Genomic DNA, 19,349 nt, shown 5'->3' with positions numbered 1-19,349 from the left:
CGCCGAGCAGGCATGTGCCCTTAATCTTTTCGACGTACCCCGCAGCAACGCCCGCAACTTCAGCGGTCGCTGCTGAACTTAAATGCTGAGAGCAGGAGCTACGGATATGTCGAACATTCACAACAAAGTCGTGCTGATTACCGGTGCAAGCAGTGGTATTGGCGAAGCGGCGGCCAGGCTGATCGCCAGCAAAGGTGCCCATGTGGTACTCGGTGCCCGCCGTACAGAGCGTCTGGACCAACTGGTCAGCGAGATCCGGGCCGAGGGTGGCTCGGCCAAGGCCCGCGCACTGGATGTCACCGATCTGCAATCCATGCAGGCGTTCGTGACGTTCGCCAAGGCGCAACATGGCAAGATCGACGTGATCATCAATAACGCGGGCGTGATGCCGCTGTCTCCCCTGGCCTCGCTGAAAGTCAATGAGTGGAACCAGATGCTCGATGTCAACGTGCGCGGGGTGCTGCATGGTATCGCTGCGGTCTTGCCGGACATGCAGGCGCAAGGGTACGGGCAGGTTATCAATATCTCGTCGATTGGCGGTCTTGCGGTCTCTCCAACCGCCGCGGTGTACTGCGCGACCAAATTCGCCGTCCGCGCCATCTCGGATGGTTTGCGCCAGGAAACGGACAAGATTCGCGTCACGGTGGTGTGCCCGGGTGTCGTCGAGTCGGAACTGGCCGATACGATTTCCGATGAGGAGGCACGCGAGGAAATGAAAGCCTTCCGGCGTGTGGCGCTCAACGCCGACGCCATTGCACGAGCCCTCGCTTATGCCATCGAACAGCCCGACGATGTTGATGTAAGTGAGATTGTGGTACGTCCGACGGCCAGCCCGCACTGAGCCATCCTGGAAGGCAATCGCTCTCAGGCTCAAAGCAGTCGTGCATCAACGGCTGCTTTGGGCCGCTTCATTTTCGAGGCCGCAACGAAAACCATCTGTCGCGCCGTCAGTCGCCGCCGCTGAACACTCCAGAACCGCAGCCCTCTACCGACTTACAAGTCACCCGGGGGTAATGACCATGAGCGACGTTCGGAAAGAGCAGGCGTTGGCCGCCTGGCGAAAATTACTGGAAGAGCCAGAGATCCGTATGGACGCCGAGGATCAATACGACGAGTTGCTGAAAATGGCCGACACCATGGAGCAGGAAGGGCTGATTACAGCAACAGAATGGCGCCAGTTGGTGCGCAAGGCCGGTGCGAGGTTCGCCCAGGCCACCGAGGGGCTTTCGGGCGGAACCTGAGAATTTGGCGGGGCAGGGCGCAGAGCGACGGTGCCGCATTGACAGCGGCAACTGTTGTTAATGGGAATCTGTATTAATTGCGAATAATTTTGTATAGCATGCGCGGGAGTTTTTTGGCGGATTCACCCCCTGCATTGGCCTATTCGTAAAGGTTTCCCTCTCCATGCGTCGAACCCTGCTTTCCATTTGTGTGCTGCAAGCATTGTCGCCTGCCTCATGGGCTGATCAAACGGGGGCATCACCCTCAACGCTGGAGCTGGACGCTACCGATGTCATCGGTACGGCGAATTACGAAAGGGCGGACGGCCCGGTGCAGGGTTATCGCGCGACGCGCTCGGCCAGCGCCACGCGTACCGACACCTCGATCCATGAAACTGCGCAATCGATCAGTGTCGTCTCGAAGGATGCGGTCGAAGATCTGGGCGCCACCCGATTGCAGGACGCGCTGGACTACGCCGGCGGCGTGGGGCGGGCGAACAATTTTGGTGGGCAGGGTCTGACCACGTTTACCGTGCGTGGCTTCACCACTGGCGAGTTCTATCGGAACGGTTTCCCGATCAACCGCGGCTATCCGAACATGCCGGATGCCAACACAATCGAACGCCTCGAAGTGCTGCGCGGCCCGGCCACCATGCTCTACGGTCGAGGTGATCCTGGCGGCACCTTCAACGTGGTGTCCAAGCAGCCGTTGCCTGAAAGCAGCGTCACCCTGGGCAGCCAACTCAACGATCAGGGCATGAAACGCGGCACGCTGGACGCTTCCGGCCCGCTCGACGAAGAAGGGCGTCTGGCCTATCGCTTAAACGTTGTGGGCGAGGGCGGCGACACTTTCCGCGATCATGTCGAAACCGAGCGCTACGGCATCGCACCGGTGCTCACCTGGCAGGCTACCGACGCGACCAAGCTGATTTTTGAAGGCGATTTCATGCGCAACAACGCGCCTCTGGATCGCGGCCTTACCCGTTACGCAAAACAGACGGGAACCGCTTCGCGCGACAGTTTTTTCGGCGAAAAAGACGCTGGCAAACTGCATAACGACAACAACATGGCCCAACTGCGTTTCGAGCACATGCTCAATGACGACTGGACCCTGGGCGGCGGGTTCCAGTGGCTCGACGGTTCGCTCAAGGGCAACGCAATCGAGGCCAATGGCATTGCCGATGACGGCCGCACGTTGGGGCGCAATTTCAACTATCGCAAGCTGGAGTGGACCGACAAGGATACCCAGCTCAACCTGACCGGGCATTTCGATACCGCGGGTTTGCAGCACACGTTGCTCACCGGTATCGAGTACGAGGATTACGACTACAAGTCGATCATCCAGCGCTCCAGCGGCGCCGTCGGTGCGTACCCGATCGACATCTTCGACCCGGTCTACGGCCAGCCGCGCCCGGCACTCACCCGCACGCCGACACACGACAAGGAAAACCTCAAGACGTATGCCGCGTTCGTGCAGGATCAGGTGGCGTTGACCGATAAACTCAAGGTGTTGGCCGGGGCGCGTTTCGAGCGCTTCGAACATGACTACGAAACTTACGTGCCCGGTGGCAAGAGCTGGCAGGCCAGTGACAACGCGGTGACTCCGCGCATCGGCGTGACCTATGACCTGACCGAGACATTGGCGATCTATGCCGACACGGCGCGCTCTTTCAAGCCGAACACCGGCGCCAGTCGCCAGGGCGGAGGGTTCGAGCCAGAGAAGGGCAAGTCCTATGAAATGGGACTCAAGTGGGAAGCGCTGGATCAGCAGTTGAGCGTCGACGCGGCGATCTATCAGATCGAAAAACGTAACGTGCTGACCACCGACCCGGTTGACTCGACCTTCAGCGTTGCGGCCGGCGAAGTGCGTAGCCGCGGTTTCGACGTCAACGTGGCCGGCAACCTGACTCCCGAATGGCGGGTGATGGGTGGCTACGCCTATGTCGATGCCGAGGTAACCAAGGACAACGTGCTGCGCTCTGGCACGCGGCTGATGAACATCCCGAAGAACAGCTTCAGCCTGCTGAACATGTATGAATTCCAGGACGGCACCTTCAAGGGACTGGGCCTGGGCACCGGCCTCAAGTACGTCGACGAGCGCGCCGGCCAAACCGCCAACACCGCGTTTTCGATGGGCAGCTATACCGTTGTCGACTTGCTCAGCTTCTACAAGATCAATGACAAGGTGCGGCTTAATCTCGACGTGAAAAACCTGTTCGACCGTGATTATGAAGAGGGCGCATTCGGCAACGTCTATGCCTACCCGGGGGCGCCGCGAACCGTGCAGATCGGCGTTTCCTACACCTTGTAGCAGGGTGGAGCAAAATTCTCACAGGCCACAAATGAAACAGCCCTGAATATTCAGGGCTGTTTCTTGTTTATCCGATAACGCTTGAAACGTTCTTGCTGTAGCCGCTGCCGGCCTCCGTCAGATTCGCGTAAAAGATACAGCCGATCAGTCTCGCGAACAGGCCTAACGTATCCGCCAGATCCGGGTCGTCGAAAATCACCGCCCTGGAGTCCAACGCACACAGCGCGCCCCAAAGTTGTCCGTCAGGAAGGAAAATGGGCGCGCCTGCGTAGCTTTCAATCAAATATTGCTTCACCACGGGGCGTGTGGAAAATCTGCCGTCGCGACTTATCTGCGGCACGAAAAGCACCTGAGGGTCTCTGCGAAACTCACTGCACAGCGTGGTTTCCAATTCCAGCGTGTCGCCGGAGTTGATCCCAAGCTCGATCGGATCGTAGGCGGAACAGACGATCCAGTCAGTCTCGGTGAATTTCGCGATCGCCGCGAACCGCGTCCCGGTCATGCGTGTAACAAGCTGCAGAATATTGGTTGTAGCTTCAATTTCAGCGATAGAGGAACGTTCCTCTGCGCTTAGCAACGCTCTGTCAATGGTGTCACTGAGGGGCATGCATTGTTCTCCGGTCATGATTTTTTAAGTTGGCGACTGCTAAACGCTTTTGAAACTGCTCATTTTGATACTAAACAAAATGGATTCGTTCACATCAAAGGTTCCTGATGGCTGCAATAGCGAAGCGTCATTGGCGTGCGGCTTGAGGCGCCGTTATCGGCGGCGTAGCCTTGATCTCATAAATGTTGGATGTCGCATTGAATGAAAGGTGAGGAAAGTGGAAGGCGTAGTGTTGAGCGAAAAGATGCAACGTGAAGCTGATCGGCTCCTGGCGCAGATTGTCCGGGCAGACTCGATGATCATCGCCGTGAAGGCGGGGGCTCGTGCGGATGGCTTCGTGCTTGGGCTGGAAACCAGCGAGGTTCTGCGTGCCGGCGATGCTGAAAAGCTGTACGTGATTTTTGAAGCGGCTTTGGTCGAGCGGCTGAAAACGCTTTCTCGCAGTTGAGCTGCAGAACATTTATCCGCTTGAACTAACGATTGACCGGTAAGTCAGGGTAGTTATCTGCCACTCTGATTTTGAGGTTATCAATGCGCAATTACACCATCGAGTACCTGTTCAACGGCGAGTCCCGTACGCATCAACTCGCGTTGCAGCAGTCGAAGCTCTCCATTCACGACGCTGCCATGCATCTGCTGGAACTGCATTTTGGGGATGCTGAGAACAGTCTGATCATGCCAACAGCTGACTCGACTGCTGAAGAGATACTGGAGCAGGCCAGTCTGGTGGGTATTACGCAAATCGACGTGAAGGATGCAGGCGCTGACTGATTTCTTCTTCGCTCGCCCCCGGCCCCTGCGCGATGCCCAATCCTGCGTTGACGATACTCACGTATACACTCAGGCGAGTTGACACGCTGTTGATCGGAAATCGGGACATCAGCATCCTTGAACCGCCAGTTGGTTCCAGTGGACAGGAGGGTATAACTGAGGCAGGCGGCGAAGGCGTCCCTTATGGCTCCTTTTTGTGCGCATAAAAAAGGGAGCAAAAAAGGGTACGGACAAAAAAGGGGGTTGATTTATTTCCAAAATATAAATCAGTTCCCATTTTAGTGGTCGCCATTTTAGTCATTTCGGAACACCTCCTGCCAAATCGAAGGCATAGCTGACGGTCTCTGGCGGCTTGTGGTTCTTATTGAACGAAAAAACTTTTCCGCCAGCGAGAGCGGCGCATGCTAGGCGCTCCTGCTCGGCAATGTTACCAATGAGCGAAGCGTCCATAGATGCTTGAGCGGTTCTGTAGCGGGTCAAAAAATCAGGTGTCGGGCGCAGCGCACTACCTGTGCACTCGGCGTAGTCCTTTTCTTCGACGGCCTGCCCCGCGAGGTCACGCATGGACCTACCGGCGAACGTTAGGCGTTCGCACCATTGTTGCTGCGGCTGAAAGCGTTTGCTGTGGGCGTATGTTTCGGCTGAAACCCGACCTGCCGCAGCTGCTTTGGCTTGTGGCGACCCGTCGGCCGCGCAGTTCAATTCCGTCCAGGGGGTACGCAGTTCAGATGTAAGCAGCAAACGCGAACGTTCTGCGTCCCAGCTGAAGATCGCCTTACGGTAGTGGACGGGTGCATCGATGAGCGAGCCGACGTTGATCTCCCGGATTACGCCCTTCGACACTTCTTGGTCGTCGCCCACAGCGGTGTATCCCTCGTGAGTGTGTGCACTGAAGTAGACAGGGGTTACGAAGGGAAACTCGTCGTGCAGCTTTAGCATCCACTGTGCCGAACTGCGGTCAAGGGCGCGAAGCGGATAGTGGCCGGTCAGCACTACCGCCTTGACGCTGCGCGTCGGATCGTCCCGCCATGACTTGAGCTGCTCTACGACTAGGTCACGCTGGCCTTGGCGAATAGTGCCGACATTGGAGTTCGACTCTTTCGACAGAAACTTAAAGCTCGGCACGCTGGGCCAATCAGTTGTGTCGAGCAGGATCACACCAAGCTCCGCACTGGTGACATTGCCAAGCTGTTTAAGGGGGACGCGTACGGATTGGAGCAGCGAGCCCTTGTTCCATTTATTCACCGAGTTGCCGGTGTTCATTGTTGCCGTGTACTCGTATGGGGTGTGGACAGTCAACTGCGAATTAACGAGCGGAGGTGTTGCTTTGCCCGCCGCCACAAGTACGCGTCGGTGATAGTCCGAGGCGTTGCAGAAGGTATCAATTGCAAGTGGGAGTTTTCCGCCGCTCTTCAACCGCAGGTAATCACAGTTGAACTGGTGCGGCCATTCGCGAGCATCTGGAAATGGGCGCAGTCTGTTGGCATCAGATGCAAGCGGATTGTCATCCAGCTGGCCGCAAACGGCGTTGAAGTGCCCCTCAAGTGAGGGATCGATGCTGTGGTTGACAGTAATTTTTCGGATGTAAAGCCAAGCCGTTCCCATCCAGCCGCCATAACTCATGTTCCCCTGAAAAATTCCATCGTGATTACCTTTGGCAATGTAGACGTTTGGAGCAGATAGAAAGGACAAGCGCTTAAGGCGCTTAAATTCGGAGTGGCATGAATAGTCCAAAAGATCGCCTAGGTGGATCACCGGTGGAGTCCCGTCTTGCTGAGTAATTCTCCGCATCACCGACTCGGCAACATACTTGGTGTAGAGATCCTGCTCGACGGAGCGGATGGCGACGTCGCTGGTGTCCTGCGCAAGGCGCGCGGAGTAGTACGTCGGATCGCCGAACAGCTCTCTCTCCTGATTGTCGGCCATGAAGTAGACAACGGCCATGGGGAAGTCGCCGCCGGCAATCGGCGTGGCAGATGGAGAATCTGGCAGAACTCGGATGGTCGAGTAGCATCCTGTCAGAACGGAAAAAAGGAGTGCGACGCTTATGCGCGCTAAAACGTGATTATCCATGTGCCTTGTCCACCATCAGAGCGTACGGTTGGAACTTCCACCCAGAGCCTTAGATTAGGCGACTGAAAAGTGGGACCGTTTTCATAAGGAGCAACGATTAAGCCAAAGGGCGAACGAAGTGAGCGGCAGTTAAGCGCATTACAGTTTCCGCTACTTGTGTCTGGTTGCGCTCCTTGCATGTGCGTAGCTCACTGTTCAATCTGTGTAACGCGCCAGAAAAACGACATGCGGTGAGCAAGAAAGGCGACATAGCTTTTGGCCATACCATGGAGCCTAGCAGTGTATCCATAGTCTGCAATTGGCCGATTCTGTCAAAAAATAGCTTCACCTCTCCATTCCCCTGGCAGAGTTTCTCTGTCAGTGAGCGCGGGGATGAACAGCATGATTGGGTTGTTACCGGAAGGGGAGCAGCACTCGTTCAATCTGGAAAACCACGTCTCACCCCACCACCTTTTACGCAGCATTGACCAGTGCTCGGATTTAAATGACCTGTGTACCCACCTGAAAGTAGTCGCCGATCAGCATTTGATGGCGAATGTTCATCCGTGCCTCAGAGAAAAGGGGACTGATTTATTTTCTGAGAAATAAATCCGTCCCCATTTTTTTGGTCCCATTTTTTTGCGCCCCCATTTTTTGCCATTTTTTGTTCCGTATTCCATGAAGAACCATTTTTTTGATGTGCGGTATGTGCGTTATGGAATGGCCACCCAGGTTTTTATTCCGTTTTATTTAAAAAAATATTGGACAGTGTGATTTTGATTGACTAGTGTCATTTTGCCTTTGCAGAGATATCCATAAAATTAATGTGCAAGGAAGCGATCTTATGCGATTAACTCCTAATTTTAGTTCTGGATCGAAACTTGCTTTTCTAGTGGCTACTGTTTTTATGCTTGCTGGTTGTCCCAAGCCTGCATTATATCGAGAGCCAATTGTTAGATATCAGCAGGCGTCGACAGTGGTTATCGAAGGAGCGCGCACTGAGTATGGTCTGGCAAACAGTAGAGAGTACGATAGTCTACTTAATGCTCATCTTGCTAAGCGAGAGCGTATTTCGCTTAGTGAAATTGATAAAGGAGATTGGCGTGTAATTAGCGCTGATGCTTTGGCTGTTCGTATGTCTGCGTTAGACGCTTTGACAAAACACGGTAAGTTATTGTTGGCTCTTGCAAGTAGTGATGCTCCTGACAGAGCAAAGGACGCAGCAAACTCACTTGATGATGCTGTCAAGGGTCTTCGTTTGTCACTTAATAATAATACCGCTCCTGATACGGTAGATGCTAAAGCAACTGCTTTTGCAGGCGTGGTGGCAGAGGTAACAAAACTTACTTTGGAAGCTAAAATTCAAAAGGCTCTAGATTCGGCAATAAAGTCATCTGAAAGTGCTGTTGAAGGACTAATAGTTTCAATTAAAGATGATATGGCTAATTTATATGAGCGCCGTCGCAATTCTTTGAGTTTGTCAAGAAAATCCGCTGTTGATGCCTATAATCTAGAGTTGACTCAGAAAATTCCTGATGCGGAAAAGCTGAAGAAGAATATTTCAGGGATTAAAAAGGCTGAGGAGGATTGGGACGGATTACAACTAATGCTAGGTGCTGGACCTGGTCTTGATGCAATGCTTCAAGCCCATCAGGAATTAGTCGTTTATGCGAAAAGCCCAAAGAACCCTCAGGATTTTTCTGAACTAGTGGAGGCTGTCGATGCTTTTGTATCTAGTGCGACGGTGATAGCTGATTCCATTAAGGTTTTACGTTCCGGGAAGGAGTGATGATTTATGTCTTCTGATATTATTTCTTACACTGATTTGATTAGGGCTGTTGGTGACTTGATAGTTAGGGTTGATGTGCTATCAACCGAATTTGATCCTGGCGTTCCAAAGCGACTTATTTTAGATGATATACGTGATGATTTAGATGTTTTTCAGAGGAAGTTGGTTCGTGCTTATTTCGATACGACGACGCCTCAAATTAAGAGTAAGGTGGATTCTTTAAGTAATATAAACTTTGAAATTAAAAAGACTATCAGTGATCTGGATAAATTTACTAAAACTTTGGAGCAGTTAGTGAAGTTTATAGAGGTGGGACAAGAACTTGTGAAGTTGCTTCCTGTTCCCCTGTCTTTGCGCTCTGCTTTACTGGTATAAGCGCACGCATATAGTTTAGCGTGCGTGGAATGTCAAAAGAGCTGTGCGATATAGTAGTAAGTAGTGCAGTGGTGGGTGCGTATCATATTGACTGTGTTAGCTATTTGTGCGTCTGTGCTATTCTGGAACGGGTTCGAATCCCTATTCCCCTCCACATAAGCCCCCCCTGTAGCTCAATGAGTTACAGGGGTTTTTCTTTGTTTTTTAATGCTCAAATCGCCTCGGGGGCATAAGACGGACAATTTGGGAGCAAAATCCGCTACCTCCTTACCGCTTCAGCCCCTTCCCAAATCCCATCGGTTCTGAGACATGCGAGGTCATCTGTTTAGCATTGGATGGGATCAGCTTGCCATAGTGTTTCTTAATCATGGTGGTGCGTGAGTGAATCCCCCCCCCGGCTTTGTAAACATCCTATGACCGCTTTTGCCGAATGCGGTCGCTCCTGAGCGCCAGCCATCGGCCCAGAGTGTGTAAAACACCATGAACCTCATCGTCGTCGAGCAGTGACATTTGCTGACCGAGAGATCGCACGGTCATGTCACGCGCCATATCGTTCGTAGCTTGGAACACGGCAACGCTGTTTTTACAGCCTCTGGAATGGGCCGAAATCAGCCTTTTTCAGGCCATTAGCGCTTGCATCAAACCGTAGGCACCGATGATTTTCATGACCCGTTTCAAGTTGTAGGCGAGAACATTCAAGCTCATCAGCGCACTCACTCCGGCCAGCTTTCGCGTCAGGAACTGCGTCCGCCCCCATTCATTGTTTGAGCGTCCCGAAGGAAAAGCGAGCACGAGAGGGCGGTCGCGTAAGTTGCCCGGCTTCTGTGCGGTACGCCCGTCGCGGTGTTCGCCACTGCGACGTGGGCGAATCATGTTTCGTCGCGGACCTGCATCAGCGCGAACCCCAGCAGATTCAGGCCTTGCCACAGGTTGGGGTTATTCGCGTTTACGTGATCCTGGGCGAGTCCGATGCCCCAGATGCTGTCAACCGGGCTGGCCTCAACGATGATGCGAGAACCGGTATTCTTGAGGAATGCATTCAACTCCGGGTTTTGCGAGAACTTGGCCTGGTTGGCCCGGACGACAATTGCATACCGGTGTTGCAACCAATCGTGTTCGTTGAATCCACGCACGTTGCGGCCAAGCGCCTTGGCCGCGTTGGGCGTAGGCGCCGTTAGCACTTGAGCGCGAATGTCCTGATCGCCGAATAAGGCTGCTTTCTCTGCCATCATGAAATGTTCGGCAGTCGCGTAGCGTTGCCCGTCGACAACAAATTCGGCTTCGAACCACTGGCTGAAGCACGAAGCGCTGACTCCGTGCCTGCTTCGCTGGTGTCCCCAGAAAAAGACATAGTTCAGCTCCTCTCCAGCGTTGAAGCGGGAGCGGAGGTCTTCCAGATATTTGGAGTCGTGCAATTGGACTTCCTTCATGCTTTGTCAAAACCAAACAATGAACGCAGCCAGCCTGCCGACTTCCGTTCATAGAAGGGCGTGGTTTGCTTGAGCAAGTAATCGCTAAGGCCTGAATCTGCGTCATGAACGCGGTACAGGTCAACGGGTTCGCCATCCGGAGCCAAGTCCGCGGCAACGCTGCCCGCTTCGCGCATGACCTGTTCAAAATCGCCGTCCGCTTCGATCCCGATGATCAGATGAGGCTTTTGGTCAGACGAAGCGTCATGCATCAATGCCAGAAACGCGCGCTTCACATTGCGATGTCTGGCGAGTAGTTGCTTGAGCGAATTGACCATCTTCGAGGGATATTGCGACGGCTGTCCGAGCAGTACCTGAGTGTCCTTTTCGACCGTGCGCTGCACCGGTCCCTGGCCGATCTCATCGGAGAGCAGGTAGCGCACTTCCTCGGGGAAAAATTCTTTCCCGTAAGGAGACTTCGGATTGAGGAAAAGAGGAGTGCCCAGCGTGATTTCAAACAGCGATCTGGCCGGGATCTCTATATAGGACTCCTCGCTGTTTATGGATCTTCGTAGTGTATGCAACGAAGTGAAAAACGGGATGACCGCGGAGCCGTCGGGCTTTTGCCAGTGCGCAATGCTGATGTTGCTGCCTGCCTCAAGGTTGACTCGCCCTTCGCCAGTGCCGGCGGTGCCGAGGACGTAGATATCCGAATTCAGCAGCGTCTTGAAAAAATCAGGTCGGTGGGCGGGTTCATCCGCCGCCAGTCTGAGTGACTTTTCGAGGGTGTTGTCTTGCTGGGTATCCATGATGTCCATCGGCCGTTCCATCAATGCAGGCAAAAAATGGGTGACAAAGAACGCGCAGTTTTTCACGCTGCTGTGAAAACAGGAAGAACTGAAGCCTGATAAATCTGCCGCATCAGGAAGGTAACACCGCGTGATGACGCCGAGCCGCGTGGAAAGAATGCTCTACCTCGCCTTCAGTTCATATGCGCACCGTAGAAGTGGTTGAGCATTATCAACTCAATCACAGCTACAAAAACGCACAGCACGAGAAAGCCAGGACTGAAGACGCGCTTGCGGCCGGATGAGCTTGTATCCATCCAGTTAGCGCCGGAATCGCCGGAAGTCAGCAGCAGGAACATTACCCAGGCACAAGCCCAAACTTTGCCCCAGAAACCAGCATTTCTGAAAGAAGTCATCCGTGTTTTTCCGTATGCCGCTTGATTCGGCAGATCTTTATTTGCTGGTTAAGCTTGGCGGGAGAGCATTTACGCCTCCCAGAGAACGCTTCCGTGCCAAACGAGACGGCCGATTGATTTCTCAACCCCCAGAAACGACAAAGCCCTGAATAATCAGGGCTTTGTCGTATCAAATATGGCGGAGGCGATGGGATTCGAACTCATGGACCTGTTACAGTCGACGGTTTTCAAGACCGCTACGGAAAGCCTCTGAATACGCGGCCTCAGACGCTTTTTCGTTCCAATACTTTTGTTTTGCAGCACCTCTGCAGACCGCATTCTACAAGGGGGGCGATCTGAGTTATGGAACGCATTTTTTGCCTATTTTGATGGTTTGGCGATGGCGCCGACGCGACGATAAACTCGCTCGGTAATGTCGCCTTTTGTGTGCCCAAGCAGCAGGCTGGCGTCACCCACATCACTGATCTCCGATGCCGCCTTTGGTCGAATGTCCCGGAACTGGAATTCACCGATCCTCTTTGCCAGCAGCTCGTCTCCCTGCTCAAGAGCTTCCAGCTTTGCCTTCTCCCGCGCGGCATCCCATCGCTTCCTCAGCATCGTCGCCGTCATCCGTTTACCGCTCCGGTTGATGATCAGGTAGCTCGAAACGTGCGCAGCGTTCCGCTCTGTGATCGCAGCGATCAGAATGCCCAGGCTGTTCGCCTCTCCGGCGGTCGTCATCTGAATGCGCAGCTTCTTGTGCGTCTTGTTCTGCTGAACAGTCAGATATCCGCCTTCAACATCATCCTTCCGCATAACCAGCACGTCTGCCGGCCTTTGCCCGGTCAGATAGGCCAGGTCCATCGCTTCCTTCAGCTCCTGAGCTGCCTTCTTGTACACCGCCTCCCAAACCACATCATTCGCGTAATAATCCCTCGGCGTCTCCTTGTTCTTGCGCACCCCTTGGCAGGGGTTCTCCTTCGTTGTCAGCCCCCACTCTCGGGCGATATTGAAAATGTGGGAGAGGGTAGCGATCTCACGGTTCGCCCGGACCTTCGCCGATCTCGCATCGCGGTACCCGGCAATCGTTGCTGGCGTGATTGAGTCGATCGGGGCGCTGTCGAACATTGGCCGGAGCTGCTTGATTTCCGCCAGGTTGTCCTTCTGCGTGCGCGGTGCTTTCTTCGGCACCACATCACGAATGTACCGGTCGAAGATTCCCTTCATGGTGCGCAGGTCGAGGGGCTTTTCCTTGGCTTCGAGTTCGGCCCACTTCAGCCTGGCCTTGTCGAGATCCTTGCCCAGAGGGATGTCATTGCCGAGCAGGTCGCGGTAGTAATACGCGGTCCAGGTATTACCGTTTTTGCGCTTTCGGGATCGCTTGTACATTCGAGGGGGCAGATGCTGGTGCTCGGCCTTGCGGGGTCGCATATCAGTTCACTCGCGAATAATCAGGTGTCCATACCGGTGAAGCCGGTGGCGGGTTCGGATCGGCAATCGTAGGGCTGATCATGCCCAGCTTCATGCGGGCGTACATCCGCCCCACCAGCGGGCGCTTACCGCGGCTTTCGACAAACACCCACTGGCGATCAATCAGCCAGCGGCGCTGGTATGCGCGGGCCTTGTAGCCGGTGAGTTCGGCCAGTTCCTCATCAGAGAGGATTTCGGTTTCCATGAGGTATTGCTCCATGCCGCGCGTGGCGGCAGAAGGTGGTTTAGGGTGGGTTTGCTATTCACACAGGCCATACGCTGAAGAGCAGGCTGTCGCGTCAGTTGCAATCATCAGGTCGTACTGAATGCCGCCTCGGGCCGTCTTCGACCATTCCACCGCCTGGCGGATGCTCGCGATTTCCATCACCTCGAGGGCTGTCATATCGGCGATCGAGCCTCTGGGGTGCTTGGCGTTTGAGCCCGCGAAGAAGGTGGCCGCGCCGCGCTTGCTTGCCTGTTGCACAAGGCGTTCCCAGCGGTCGATGCGATCAATCACATCGGGGAAGCGCAGGGCTATCTCTCGAAGCTCATCTTTTCGGCAGTTGATACATGGCATGCAACCGACTCGGCCCATACCCTGGGAGTAGAGCGGGTTTGGCTCGATTCCCATATAACGATGTGCCTCGAAAACTGCCGGGATGTCCCACTTAAGGATCGGGCGGTAATTGAACAGGCCCCCGCCGACCTCATCGCACTCAGGCAGATACCGGCGGTTCAGCGACTCGTCGGCACGGACGCCTTGCCAGCTGATCAGCATGTCGCCATGGCCCATCATCGGTATTACGACCTGCTCAAGCATGGGGTCGCGCTTTAATTCCATGGTGCAAAACTGTGCCTTGCGGCTGGGGAATCGTCCTTTCCAGATGCAGAGGTCTAGGAAGGGATTCCCGGTGGGCTGTAGCACCTCAAGGGCTGCAAGTACCACCGGTTCGTCGATGCCCTGCTCACGCCATTTGGTCTCAATGAACTTCCTTTTTCCGGCGATCTGGCGACTGAAGTCCGCCTTAACCCTCGTAATTGGCACGCCCGTAGCGCGCTCCAAGTAATCAAGATACTGGTAGGTCTGCTCGTGTTCGTTGCCGGTGTCGGCGAAGACGGCCTGAAGGTTTTCTGTTTCCAGGGCGATCGCCACCAGCAACGTGGCGGTGGAATCTTTTCCACCGCTGACGCTGACGATGTTCTGGGTAGGCACAGTGATTCCTCGCCCGCCGTACACCGGCAGGCTGTTGAGTTGGGGGAGGGAGTGAGGCTGCAGGTCAGTGCTTTACTTCTGAGTCAGCCTTGATGCTCTCGACTTGCTGCTCGATCGCCGCGAGTACAGCCATGGTGGATTCATAGCCAGTCTCGGCCATCATTCCGCCGCACGCGGCTGCGATGAATCCTGCGAAGGCCTGCGCTTTTTCCGGGTGATTGCCAAAGCCATCGAGCGCTGTCGCTTGATTGAATGTTGGAGCGAGAAGCAGCCACAGCTCCTTCCCGTATTTGGTCGCATCAGTCATCGCCACGGCCCCCTGTAGATCAGGTAGGCCATGTAGAGCGGGGCGAAGATCATGGCTGAACCCTCTTGAACTCGACGACCCAGACCCACGGGTTAGCGGCCCAGTCTCCACCGGTTGACTCCCACAGCTGCCTCCAAGCCGCCGGGTACCAGTCTCGGTAATTCGGTGAAACGTCATCGCTTGCCAGCTCCGGCGGACATTGCAGGCCTTCCGCCCGGATATCGGCGCGGCTGATGTCCTGCAACCGCTCGACGCGGACGTCGGTGATCTCCAGCAGGAAGCGGCAGGCTGCGCGCGGCATATGGATGCTTGGCTTCCACTTGAGACCAAAGTCTTTTCGCGCCTCATCGGAGTGCGATCCGGGCGGATAGTCGGCGCGGTACGCGTAGCGCTGAAGAGGTCCATTTGGATCAGGCCGATGCTCAACGCCTGTGCCCAGCAGATCCATGAACGTTTCGCGCACCCATAGCCGATCGCCTTTCTGGCCATACGGGCATCCGCCGTACATGGCCAGCTCAGCAGCGCATTTCTCTTCAGTCGCACCGAATGCAGCGAAACCCCAGCGCGGATGGTCTTGAACGACGGCGATCCACTGATGTTCGGTGGAGTCTGATTTGCTGCGGCTGGGGATCTGGCTCCCTTTGATAGGGCGACGTGTGACCGTCTTCTGGCCGGACAAGATAGCGCGGACCATCGCTCCATTGAAAAGGATGGGGCGCTCTTTGTGGAACGGCTCCGGCGCCGGCCGCGGCTTGGCCATTTTCGCCAAGCATCGTTTGCAGCTGACAAAATCGCTTTGGTGGGTGCCGTCCCACGCAGCGTCGGAATCTTCGTTCAGGCCGCAGGCGGAGAGCACCCAGCGCTCGTTATCCTGAGTGCACCCTGAGTCGACGATCAAATGGTTTTTTCTGGGCATGACTTCGTCCTTGCCGCTATAGCGGCTGACTTTGAAGGGGGAGGGAGTAGAGGTTTTTGAAGCTACGGCTAGTATCGATATGAGTCAGTAATTGCGGTGGCCCAGATGCTCAACGAGACAGATAAGGTTGGAGAGACGTTCAAGCGTGCGTTCTTCCGCGTCGATGGCGTGGCGATGTACTTCTTTTGGGCAGTTTGGATGGGGTTAGCAGTCTGGCAGCTATTTGATCCAAGTAAGCCAAAAGGCGTGTCTCTCATTTTTCTTGTGGGTGGCATGATGAACCCTTTTATTTTTCTCCTGTTCGGCGTGATGCGCACACCCGCTCCCTGGACTGCGTTACTTATCGTCGGGCTGAATGTTCGCTTCCTGATATTTGGCTGACTTTGAAGGGGGAGGGGTTACTGATATTGTTGCTAGAATTCAGAAAGGAGATTGGATATGAGCGTAAGACCCCCAATACCACCAGAAATTAAACGTGAAGTTCGGCAGCGATGTGGATTTGGCTGCGTTATTTGCGGGCTGCCTATCTATGAATACGAGCATATGCTTGAATGGGCAGTAGTTCAGCGACATGTTGCGGACGAAATAACTCTCTTGTGCCGCCAGCATCATGGAGAAAAAACGAATGGATTGCTTCCTAAGGAAAATGTTCTGGCTGCCAATCTAAATCCATTCAATAAGCAACTCGGTGTCTCTAAGAACTATCTGCTTCATTATTCCGGAGATAGCGTTAAGGTGAAATTTGGCGATAGTGTTTTCTCTTTTGAGGGCATGCCGGAGGGATTTGCTTTTGCACCTCTAGTAATCGATGGTTCAGCAGTGATTATGTTTAAGCGTGATCAAGGAAATTTATTTCTAAGCTTTGCTGCTTGTGATGAATTAAACAAAGTGGTGCTTGAAATTCTCGACAATGAGATTGTCTACGATGCAGGGCAGTGGGACGCGGAGTGGGTTGGCCAGTCTCTGATAATTAGAGAAGCTCATAAGAAAATACTCGTAAAGATAAAATTTAACCCCCCCGGTGAAGTCAGTGTGGTCAAAGGTAGGGTTCTTCGGAACGGGGTGGAAATTATGATAGGTGAGGATTATCTGTTCTTAACGAATAACTCAAGTTTCTTTGGCGGGATTCGGACAATAAATTGTCCTGTTGGTATTTCTGTCGGATATCCAATTCCAGAATGCGGGGTAGGAATTGCTGTGCCTAACGTACCCAGATATTTATTTGATAGATCTGCGGCGAGACGTTTTCTCCGGGAATGCCAATCTCGCAAACGTCGAGATCATAAATAGTTTAATGTTTTTTTAACTCGGGTATTGGTGCGGACGCTTCTGATCAGAGCTCAAGGAATATCAGATCATGGGCATTCACAACCGTCATACCGAGGCGTTCAGCGATCAGCACTTCGAGGCGGGCGCCCTTTGAATGCTCCCAGCCCGGGAGCGTGGCCACGGTGTCGCAGTCCATAAGGGCGGCGATGTCGCGGCGCATGCAGTCGTGCCAGCTTCCGCCGTCGGGGTTCAGTTCAGCGGGGTTGGTGACGGCGTGGCCGCCGGCGCGAAGGCTGGCGGTCATGGCGGCGAACGCTGGGAAGTTGAGGGCGGGCAGGCCGGTCATTGGCCCGCTGAGGTAAATCCGTATCACAGGGCGTCCTATGCCGGGGCATGCCCGGGCGGTGGAGGGTGGGTGAATTTTCCACAAGAGGAATGCAGCAAGGCGGTCACAGACAATCGAGCACTACCGTCAGCGCATCGTGTAATTGCTGACTAATTGCCGAGGCTTCGCCGCATGAAAAAACTGACTGACCTGATAAATCTGGTCGCCGCTGTGGTTCGTCTGATCGACGCGATCATCCGTACGGGCTGGGTATGATCTGCTTGAGGATTCGCCGGCCGATCCAGCGCACGCACGGCACGGCCTTGCTGTTGCCGATCGCCTTGTAACGCGGGCCGTCCGGGCATTCACTGGCTGATTCACCACTGACATCGCAGGAGTACAGTGCGGCTATTTGAGCCTGAAGTACCTCGTCATCGCTGGCCGACCGGGGCAGACACTGTTCGGCAATCCGCATTGCTTTCTTGTATGGCGCCCAAGGGATCAGTGTGTAGTCGTCGAGCATGCCCTGGAGTCGTTCGCACTCACGAGGGGTCAGGCGTCGAACTGACGCGCCGACCTCAGCGGAAGGCATTCCTTGACCTGGTTTGCCACCACCGCAACCAAGCGCGCCAGTGATACCGCCGTCACCGTCTTCATAACGAAGCTCCGATCGAGAGTTCTCGGCGAACGCTGCAACAAGCATGCTGGTTTCGGTGACCGGATTGCTGTTGTTGCGCATATTTCCGGAGCGAAGCGTCGGCGATAGCTCCGCAACCATGACGGCGTGCTGGCTGCCTTGATCAAGCGTATACATCGGATCAGATGCTTCGCCGATACCGATTCCGTTCTGTGATTTGCCCCGTGTTGCGTTTTGGATTGGGGCAACAACGACGTTTGGCCCCAAGGCTGAGTTCGTGTTGTCCAACTGCTTTCCATAGTTGCTCGTCACTGTTTGGGCGACTTCACGGCAGAACACGGCGTTTTCTTGCCCATTGTTCCGGCCGAGAGTGTGAGCTTGATCATTCAGAACGCACGGGTCTTGCGTGCCGTGAACCACCAGGTGGCTGTGGCCGTGATTGGCGTCTTGCCCGGAGCAGCCTTGAAGCCGTCCATAGCTGGCATCCAGTGTGGCGGCAACGCATGGGACGTCATCGTAGCTGTAGCCTCCGGACTTGCGTGCGCCGCCGGCGAGCGTGGGTGCCACGAAGAACGTCTCGCTTTCCACATCGAGCCGACTGTCCTTCGCGGTGAGCGTTGCCGACCGCTCGACTGATCCGCCAAGGCTGTGACCGCCAAACGCCGGCACGCCGCAGAACACACCAACCGCTGGGCCTTCGTCGCCCTCGCAGTTTGGGCAACCGTAAGGGCCTAATGACTCGGCGAAGGCGTATCCACATCCGCACTGGAGCGCAGGGCCGAAAGGAGCTGATCCGGTAACGTCTTGCCCCTCGCCTCGGCGCGGCGCAGTATCCCGGCGCACGCCTTCTCGCTCAAAAAGTACCTCGGTGGGATCGAATCCGTCTCGAGCACTTGCGACAACGAACACACGGCGGCGTCGTTGGGCCAGGCCGAAATATTGGGCGTCCAGGATCCGCCACGCGATTGTTCTTTTGGGTCCATACACACAACCAGCGTCCGGCCATTTCTTCCCTGAAGGCTGCAGTTCGCAGTCTTCCCCAGCAAGCGCGCCAAGAAAGCATCCGAAGGCGTTCCCTTTGTCACTGAGGACACCGGGGACGTTTTCCCAGACGATGATGCAGGGCGGCTTTCGCTGGCCTGCTCGAACATAGTCAACTGCATCTGCGAGCTCCACGTATTTGATGGTGAGGGCGCCGCGAGGGTCGGTGAGGCCTTCGCGCATGCCGGCTACGCTGAACGCCTGGCACGGGGTTCCGCCGACGAGGACGTCCGGTGCGGCGATCTTGCCGGCCAGTACCTGGGCGCCGAGTTTGGTCATGTCGCCGAGATTCGGCGTGTTCGGGTAATGGTGAGCCAGCACCGCGCTGGGGAACGCTTCGATCTCGGCGAACCAGGTCGCACGCATGCCAAGCGGCTTCCATGCAAGCGTTGCCGCCTCGATGCCGGAGCAGACCGAGCCGTAAGTGATTTCCATAGGGGATCCTCGCCGGCTG

At 55.0% G+C, this 19,349-nt stretch carries 23 protein-coding genes and 1 pseudogene; 10 read left to right on the top strand and 14 right to left on the bottom strand.

Annotated elements, in window-relative coordinates:
* Window positions 1-106: 106 nt before the first annotated feature.
* From CRO59_RS24970 to CRO59_RS24960, 3 genes are all read left to right on the top strand, one after another.
* Window positions 107-841 carry an SDR family oxidoreductase gene (locus tag CRO59_RS24970; protein ID WP_097089989.1) on the top strand — a complete coding sequence of 245 codons (735 nt, stop codon included), beginning with the start codon at window positions 107-109 and terminating at the stop codon, window positions 839-841.
* A gap of 178 nt (window positions 842-1,019) precedes the next feature.
* A complete protein-coding gene (locus tag CRO59_RS24965; RefSeq protein ID WP_097089990.1) occupies window positions 1,020-1,241 on the top strand; it encodes a hypothetical protein in 222 nt (73 codons plus the stop codon).
* A gap of 163 nt (window positions 1,242-1,404) precedes the next feature.
* Entirely contained in the window at window positions 1,405-3,531 is a 2,127-nt protein-coding gene (locus CRO59_RS24960) for a TonB-dependent siderophore receptor (protein ID WP_097089991.1), read from the top strand.
* Window positions 3,532-3,598: 67 nt separating this feature from the next.
* Here CRO59_RS24960 and CRO59_RS24955 read toward each other — a convergent pair whose 3' ends face one another.
* Complete coding sequence (locus CRO59_RS24955) at window positions 3,599-4,138, bottom strand: GAF domain-containing protein (RefSeq protein WP_027613840.1); 540 nt, start codon at window positions 4,136-4,138, stop codon at window positions 3,599-3,601.
* 217 nt (window positions 4,139-4,355) lie between these two features.
* Between CRO59_RS24955 and CRO59_RS24950 the strand changes: the two genes are divergently transcribed.
* Together CRO59_RS24950 and CRO59_RS24945 are read left to right on the top strand one after the other, a co-directional pair.
* Window positions 4,356-4,586: a hypothetical protein gene (locus CRO59_RS24950; RefSeq protein WP_027613841.1), complete on the top strand. Its 231-nt coding sequence runs from the start codon at window positions 4,356-4,358 to the stop codon at window positions 4,584-4,586.
* An 83-nt stretch (window positions 4,587-4,669) separates the two neighbouring features.
* The gene (locus CRO59_RS24945; protein WP_027613842.1) at window positions 4,670-4,909 is read left to right on the top strand and encodes a hypothetical protein; all 240 of its coding nucleotides are present in this window, start codon (window positions 4,670-4,672) and stop codon (window positions 4,907-4,909) included.
* 1 nt (window position 4,910) lies between these two features.
* On the opposite strand, the pseudogene CRO59_RS29335 reads toward CRO59_RS24945, so the two are convergent.
* Together CRO59_RS29335 and CRO59_RS24940 are read right to left on the bottom strand one after the other, a co-directional pair.
* Window positions 4,911-5,073: pseudogene (locus CRO59_RS29335) on the bottom strand (LysR family transcriptional regulator); the annotation flags it as partial.
* Window positions 5,074-5,206: 133 nt separating this feature from the next.
* A complete protein-coding gene (locus CRO59_RS24940; protein WP_097089992.1) occupies window positions 5,207-6,982 on the bottom strand; it encodes a metallophosphoesterase in 1,776 nt (591 codons plus the stop codon).
* A gap of 372 nt (window positions 6,983-7,354) precedes the next feature.
* On the opposite strand from CRO59_RS24940, the gene CRO59_RS29330 reads away from it, so the two are divergent.
* From CRO59_RS29330 to CRO59_RS24925, 3 genes are all read left to right on the top strand, one after another.
* Window positions 7,355-7,570, top strand: coding sequence for a hypothetical protein (locus tag CRO59_RS29330; RefSeq protein ID WP_097089993.1), 216 nt, complete (start codon window positions 7,355-7,357; stop codon window positions 7,568-7,570).
* Between the two features lie 235 nt (window positions 7,571-7,805).
* Window positions 7,806-8,750 (top strand): hypothetical protein, encoded by a 945-nt coding sequence (locus tag CRO59_RS28640; protein ID WP_143503126.1) that lies wholly within the window; start codon window positions 7,806-7,808, stop codon window positions 8,748-8,750.
* A 6-nt stretch (window positions 8,751-8,756) separates the two neighbouring features.
* On the top strand, window positions 8,757-9,125 hold the full coding sequence (locus CRO59_RS24925; RefSeq protein WP_097089995.1) for a hypothetical protein: 369 nt from the start codon (window positions 8,757-8,759) through the stop codon (window positions 9,123-9,125).
* A gap of 618 nt (window positions 9,126-9,743) precedes the next feature.
* Here CRO59_RS24925 and CRO59_RS24920 read toward each other — a convergent pair.
* From CRO59_RS24920 to CRO59_RS24880, 9 genes are all read right to left on the bottom strand, one after another.
* Window positions 9,744-9,998 carry a hypothetical protein gene (locus CRO59_RS24920; RefSeq protein ID WP_097089996.1) on the bottom strand — a complete coding sequence of 85 codons (255 nt, stop codon included), beginning with the start codon at window positions 9,996-9,998 and terminating at the stop codon, window positions 9,744-9,746.
* On the bottom strand, window positions 9,995-10,540 hold the full coding sequence (locus CRO59_RS24915) for an NADAR family protein (RefSeq protein ID WP_027613778.1): 546 nt from the start codon (window positions 10,538-10,540) through the stop codon (window positions 9,995-9,997). Before CRO59_RS24915 ends, CRO59_RS24920 begins: the two co-directional genes overlap by 4 nt.
* 11 nt (window positions 10,541-10,551) lie before the next feature.
* Window positions 10,552-11,352 (bottom strand): enhanced serine sensitivity protein SseB, encoded by an 801-nt coding sequence (sseB, locus tag CRO59_RS24910; RefSeq protein ID WP_097089997.1) that lies wholly within the window; start codon window positions 11,350-11,352, stop codon window positions 10,552-10,554.
* 164 nt (window positions 11,353-11,516) lie between these two features.
* Window positions 11,517-11,738, bottom strand: coding sequence for a hypothetical protein (locus CRO59_RS24905; protein WP_097089998.1), 222 nt, complete (start codon window positions 11,736-11,738; stop codon window positions 11,517-11,519).
* Window positions 11,739-12,098: 360 nt separating this feature from the next.
* Window positions 12,099-13,148, bottom strand: coding sequence for a tyrosine-type recombinase/integrase (locus tag CRO59_RS24900; protein ID WP_097089999.1), 1,050 nt, complete (start codon window positions 13,146-13,148; stop codon window positions 12,099-12,101).
* A 1-nt stretch (window position 13,149) separates the two neighbouring features.
* On the bottom strand, window positions 13,150-13,392 hold the full coding sequence (locus CRO59_RS24895; RefSeq protein WP_097090000.1) for a DUF4224 domain-containing protein: 243 nt from the start codon (window positions 13,390-13,392) through the stop codon (window positions 13,150-13,152).
* A gap of 54 nt (window positions 13,393-13,446) precedes the next feature.
* A complete protein-coding gene (locus CRO59_RS24890) occupies window positions 13,447-14,400 on the bottom strand; it encodes a phosphoadenosine phosphosulfate reductase family protein (RefSeq protein ID WP_097090001.1) in 954 nt (317 codons plus the stop codon).
* 64 nt (window positions 14,401-14,464) lie between these two features.
* On the bottom strand, window positions 14,465-14,707 hold the full coding sequence (locus CRO59_RS24885; RefSeq protein ID WP_097090002.1) for a hypothetical protein: 243 nt from the start codon (window positions 14,705-14,707) through the stop codon (window positions 14,465-14,467).
* Window positions 14,708-14,756: 49 nt separating this feature from the next.
* Complete coding sequence (locus CRO59_RS24880) at window positions 14,757-15,623, bottom strand: hypothetical protein (RefSeq protein WP_097090003.1); 867 nt, start codon at window positions 15,621-15,623, stop codon at window positions 14,757-14,759.
* Between the two features lie 105 nt (window positions 15,624-15,728).
* On the opposite strand from CRO59_RS24880, the gene CRO59_RS24875 reads away from it, so the two are divergent.
* Window positions 15,729-16,004 carry a hypothetical protein gene (locus CRO59_RS24875; RefSeq protein WP_097090004.1) on the top strand — a complete coding sequence of 92 codons (276 nt, stop codon included), beginning with the start codon at window positions 15,729-15,731 and terminating at the stop codon, window positions 16,002-16,004.
* Window positions 16,005-16,061: 57 nt separating this feature from the next.
* Window positions 16,062-16,913 carry an HNH endonuclease signature motif containing protein gene (locus tag CRO59_RS28635; protein WP_143503128.1) on the top strand — a complete coding sequence of 284 codons (852 nt, stop codon included), beginning with the start codon at window positions 16,062-16,064 and terminating at the stop codon, window positions 16,911-16,913.
* Between the two features lie 43 nt (window positions 16,914-16,956).
* Here the strand turns inward: CRO59_RS28635 and CRO59_RS24870 are convergent, their stop codons facing one another.
* Both CRO59_RS24870 and CRO59_RS29065 read right to left on the bottom strand, forming a co-directional pair.
* Window positions 16,957-17,265: a DUF4406 domain-containing protein gene (locus CRO59_RS24870; protein WP_097090005.1), complete on the bottom strand. Its 309-nt coding sequence runs from the start codon at window positions 17,263-17,265 to the stop codon at window positions 16,957-16,959.
* Between the two features lie 205 nt (window positions 17,266-17,470).
* The gene (locus tag CRO59_RS29065; RefSeq protein WP_256578482.1) at window positions 17,471-19,330 is read right to left on the bottom strand and encodes a DNA cytosine methyltransferase; all 1,860 of its coding nucleotides are present in this window, start codon (window positions 19,328-19,330) and stop codon (window positions 17,471-17,473) included.
* Between the last annotated feature and the right edge of the window lie 19 nt (window positions 19,331-19,349).

This window comes from Pseudomonas sp. LAMO17WK12:I5, assembly GCF_900215165.1.
Classification (GTDB): Bacteria; Pseudomonadota; Gammaproteobacteria; order Pseudomonadales; family Pseudomonadaceae; genus Aquipseudomonas; species Aquipseudomonas putida_A.
Note: the sequence above shows the minus strand (reverse complement) of the source record. Positions and strands in the feature narration are given on the sequence as shown.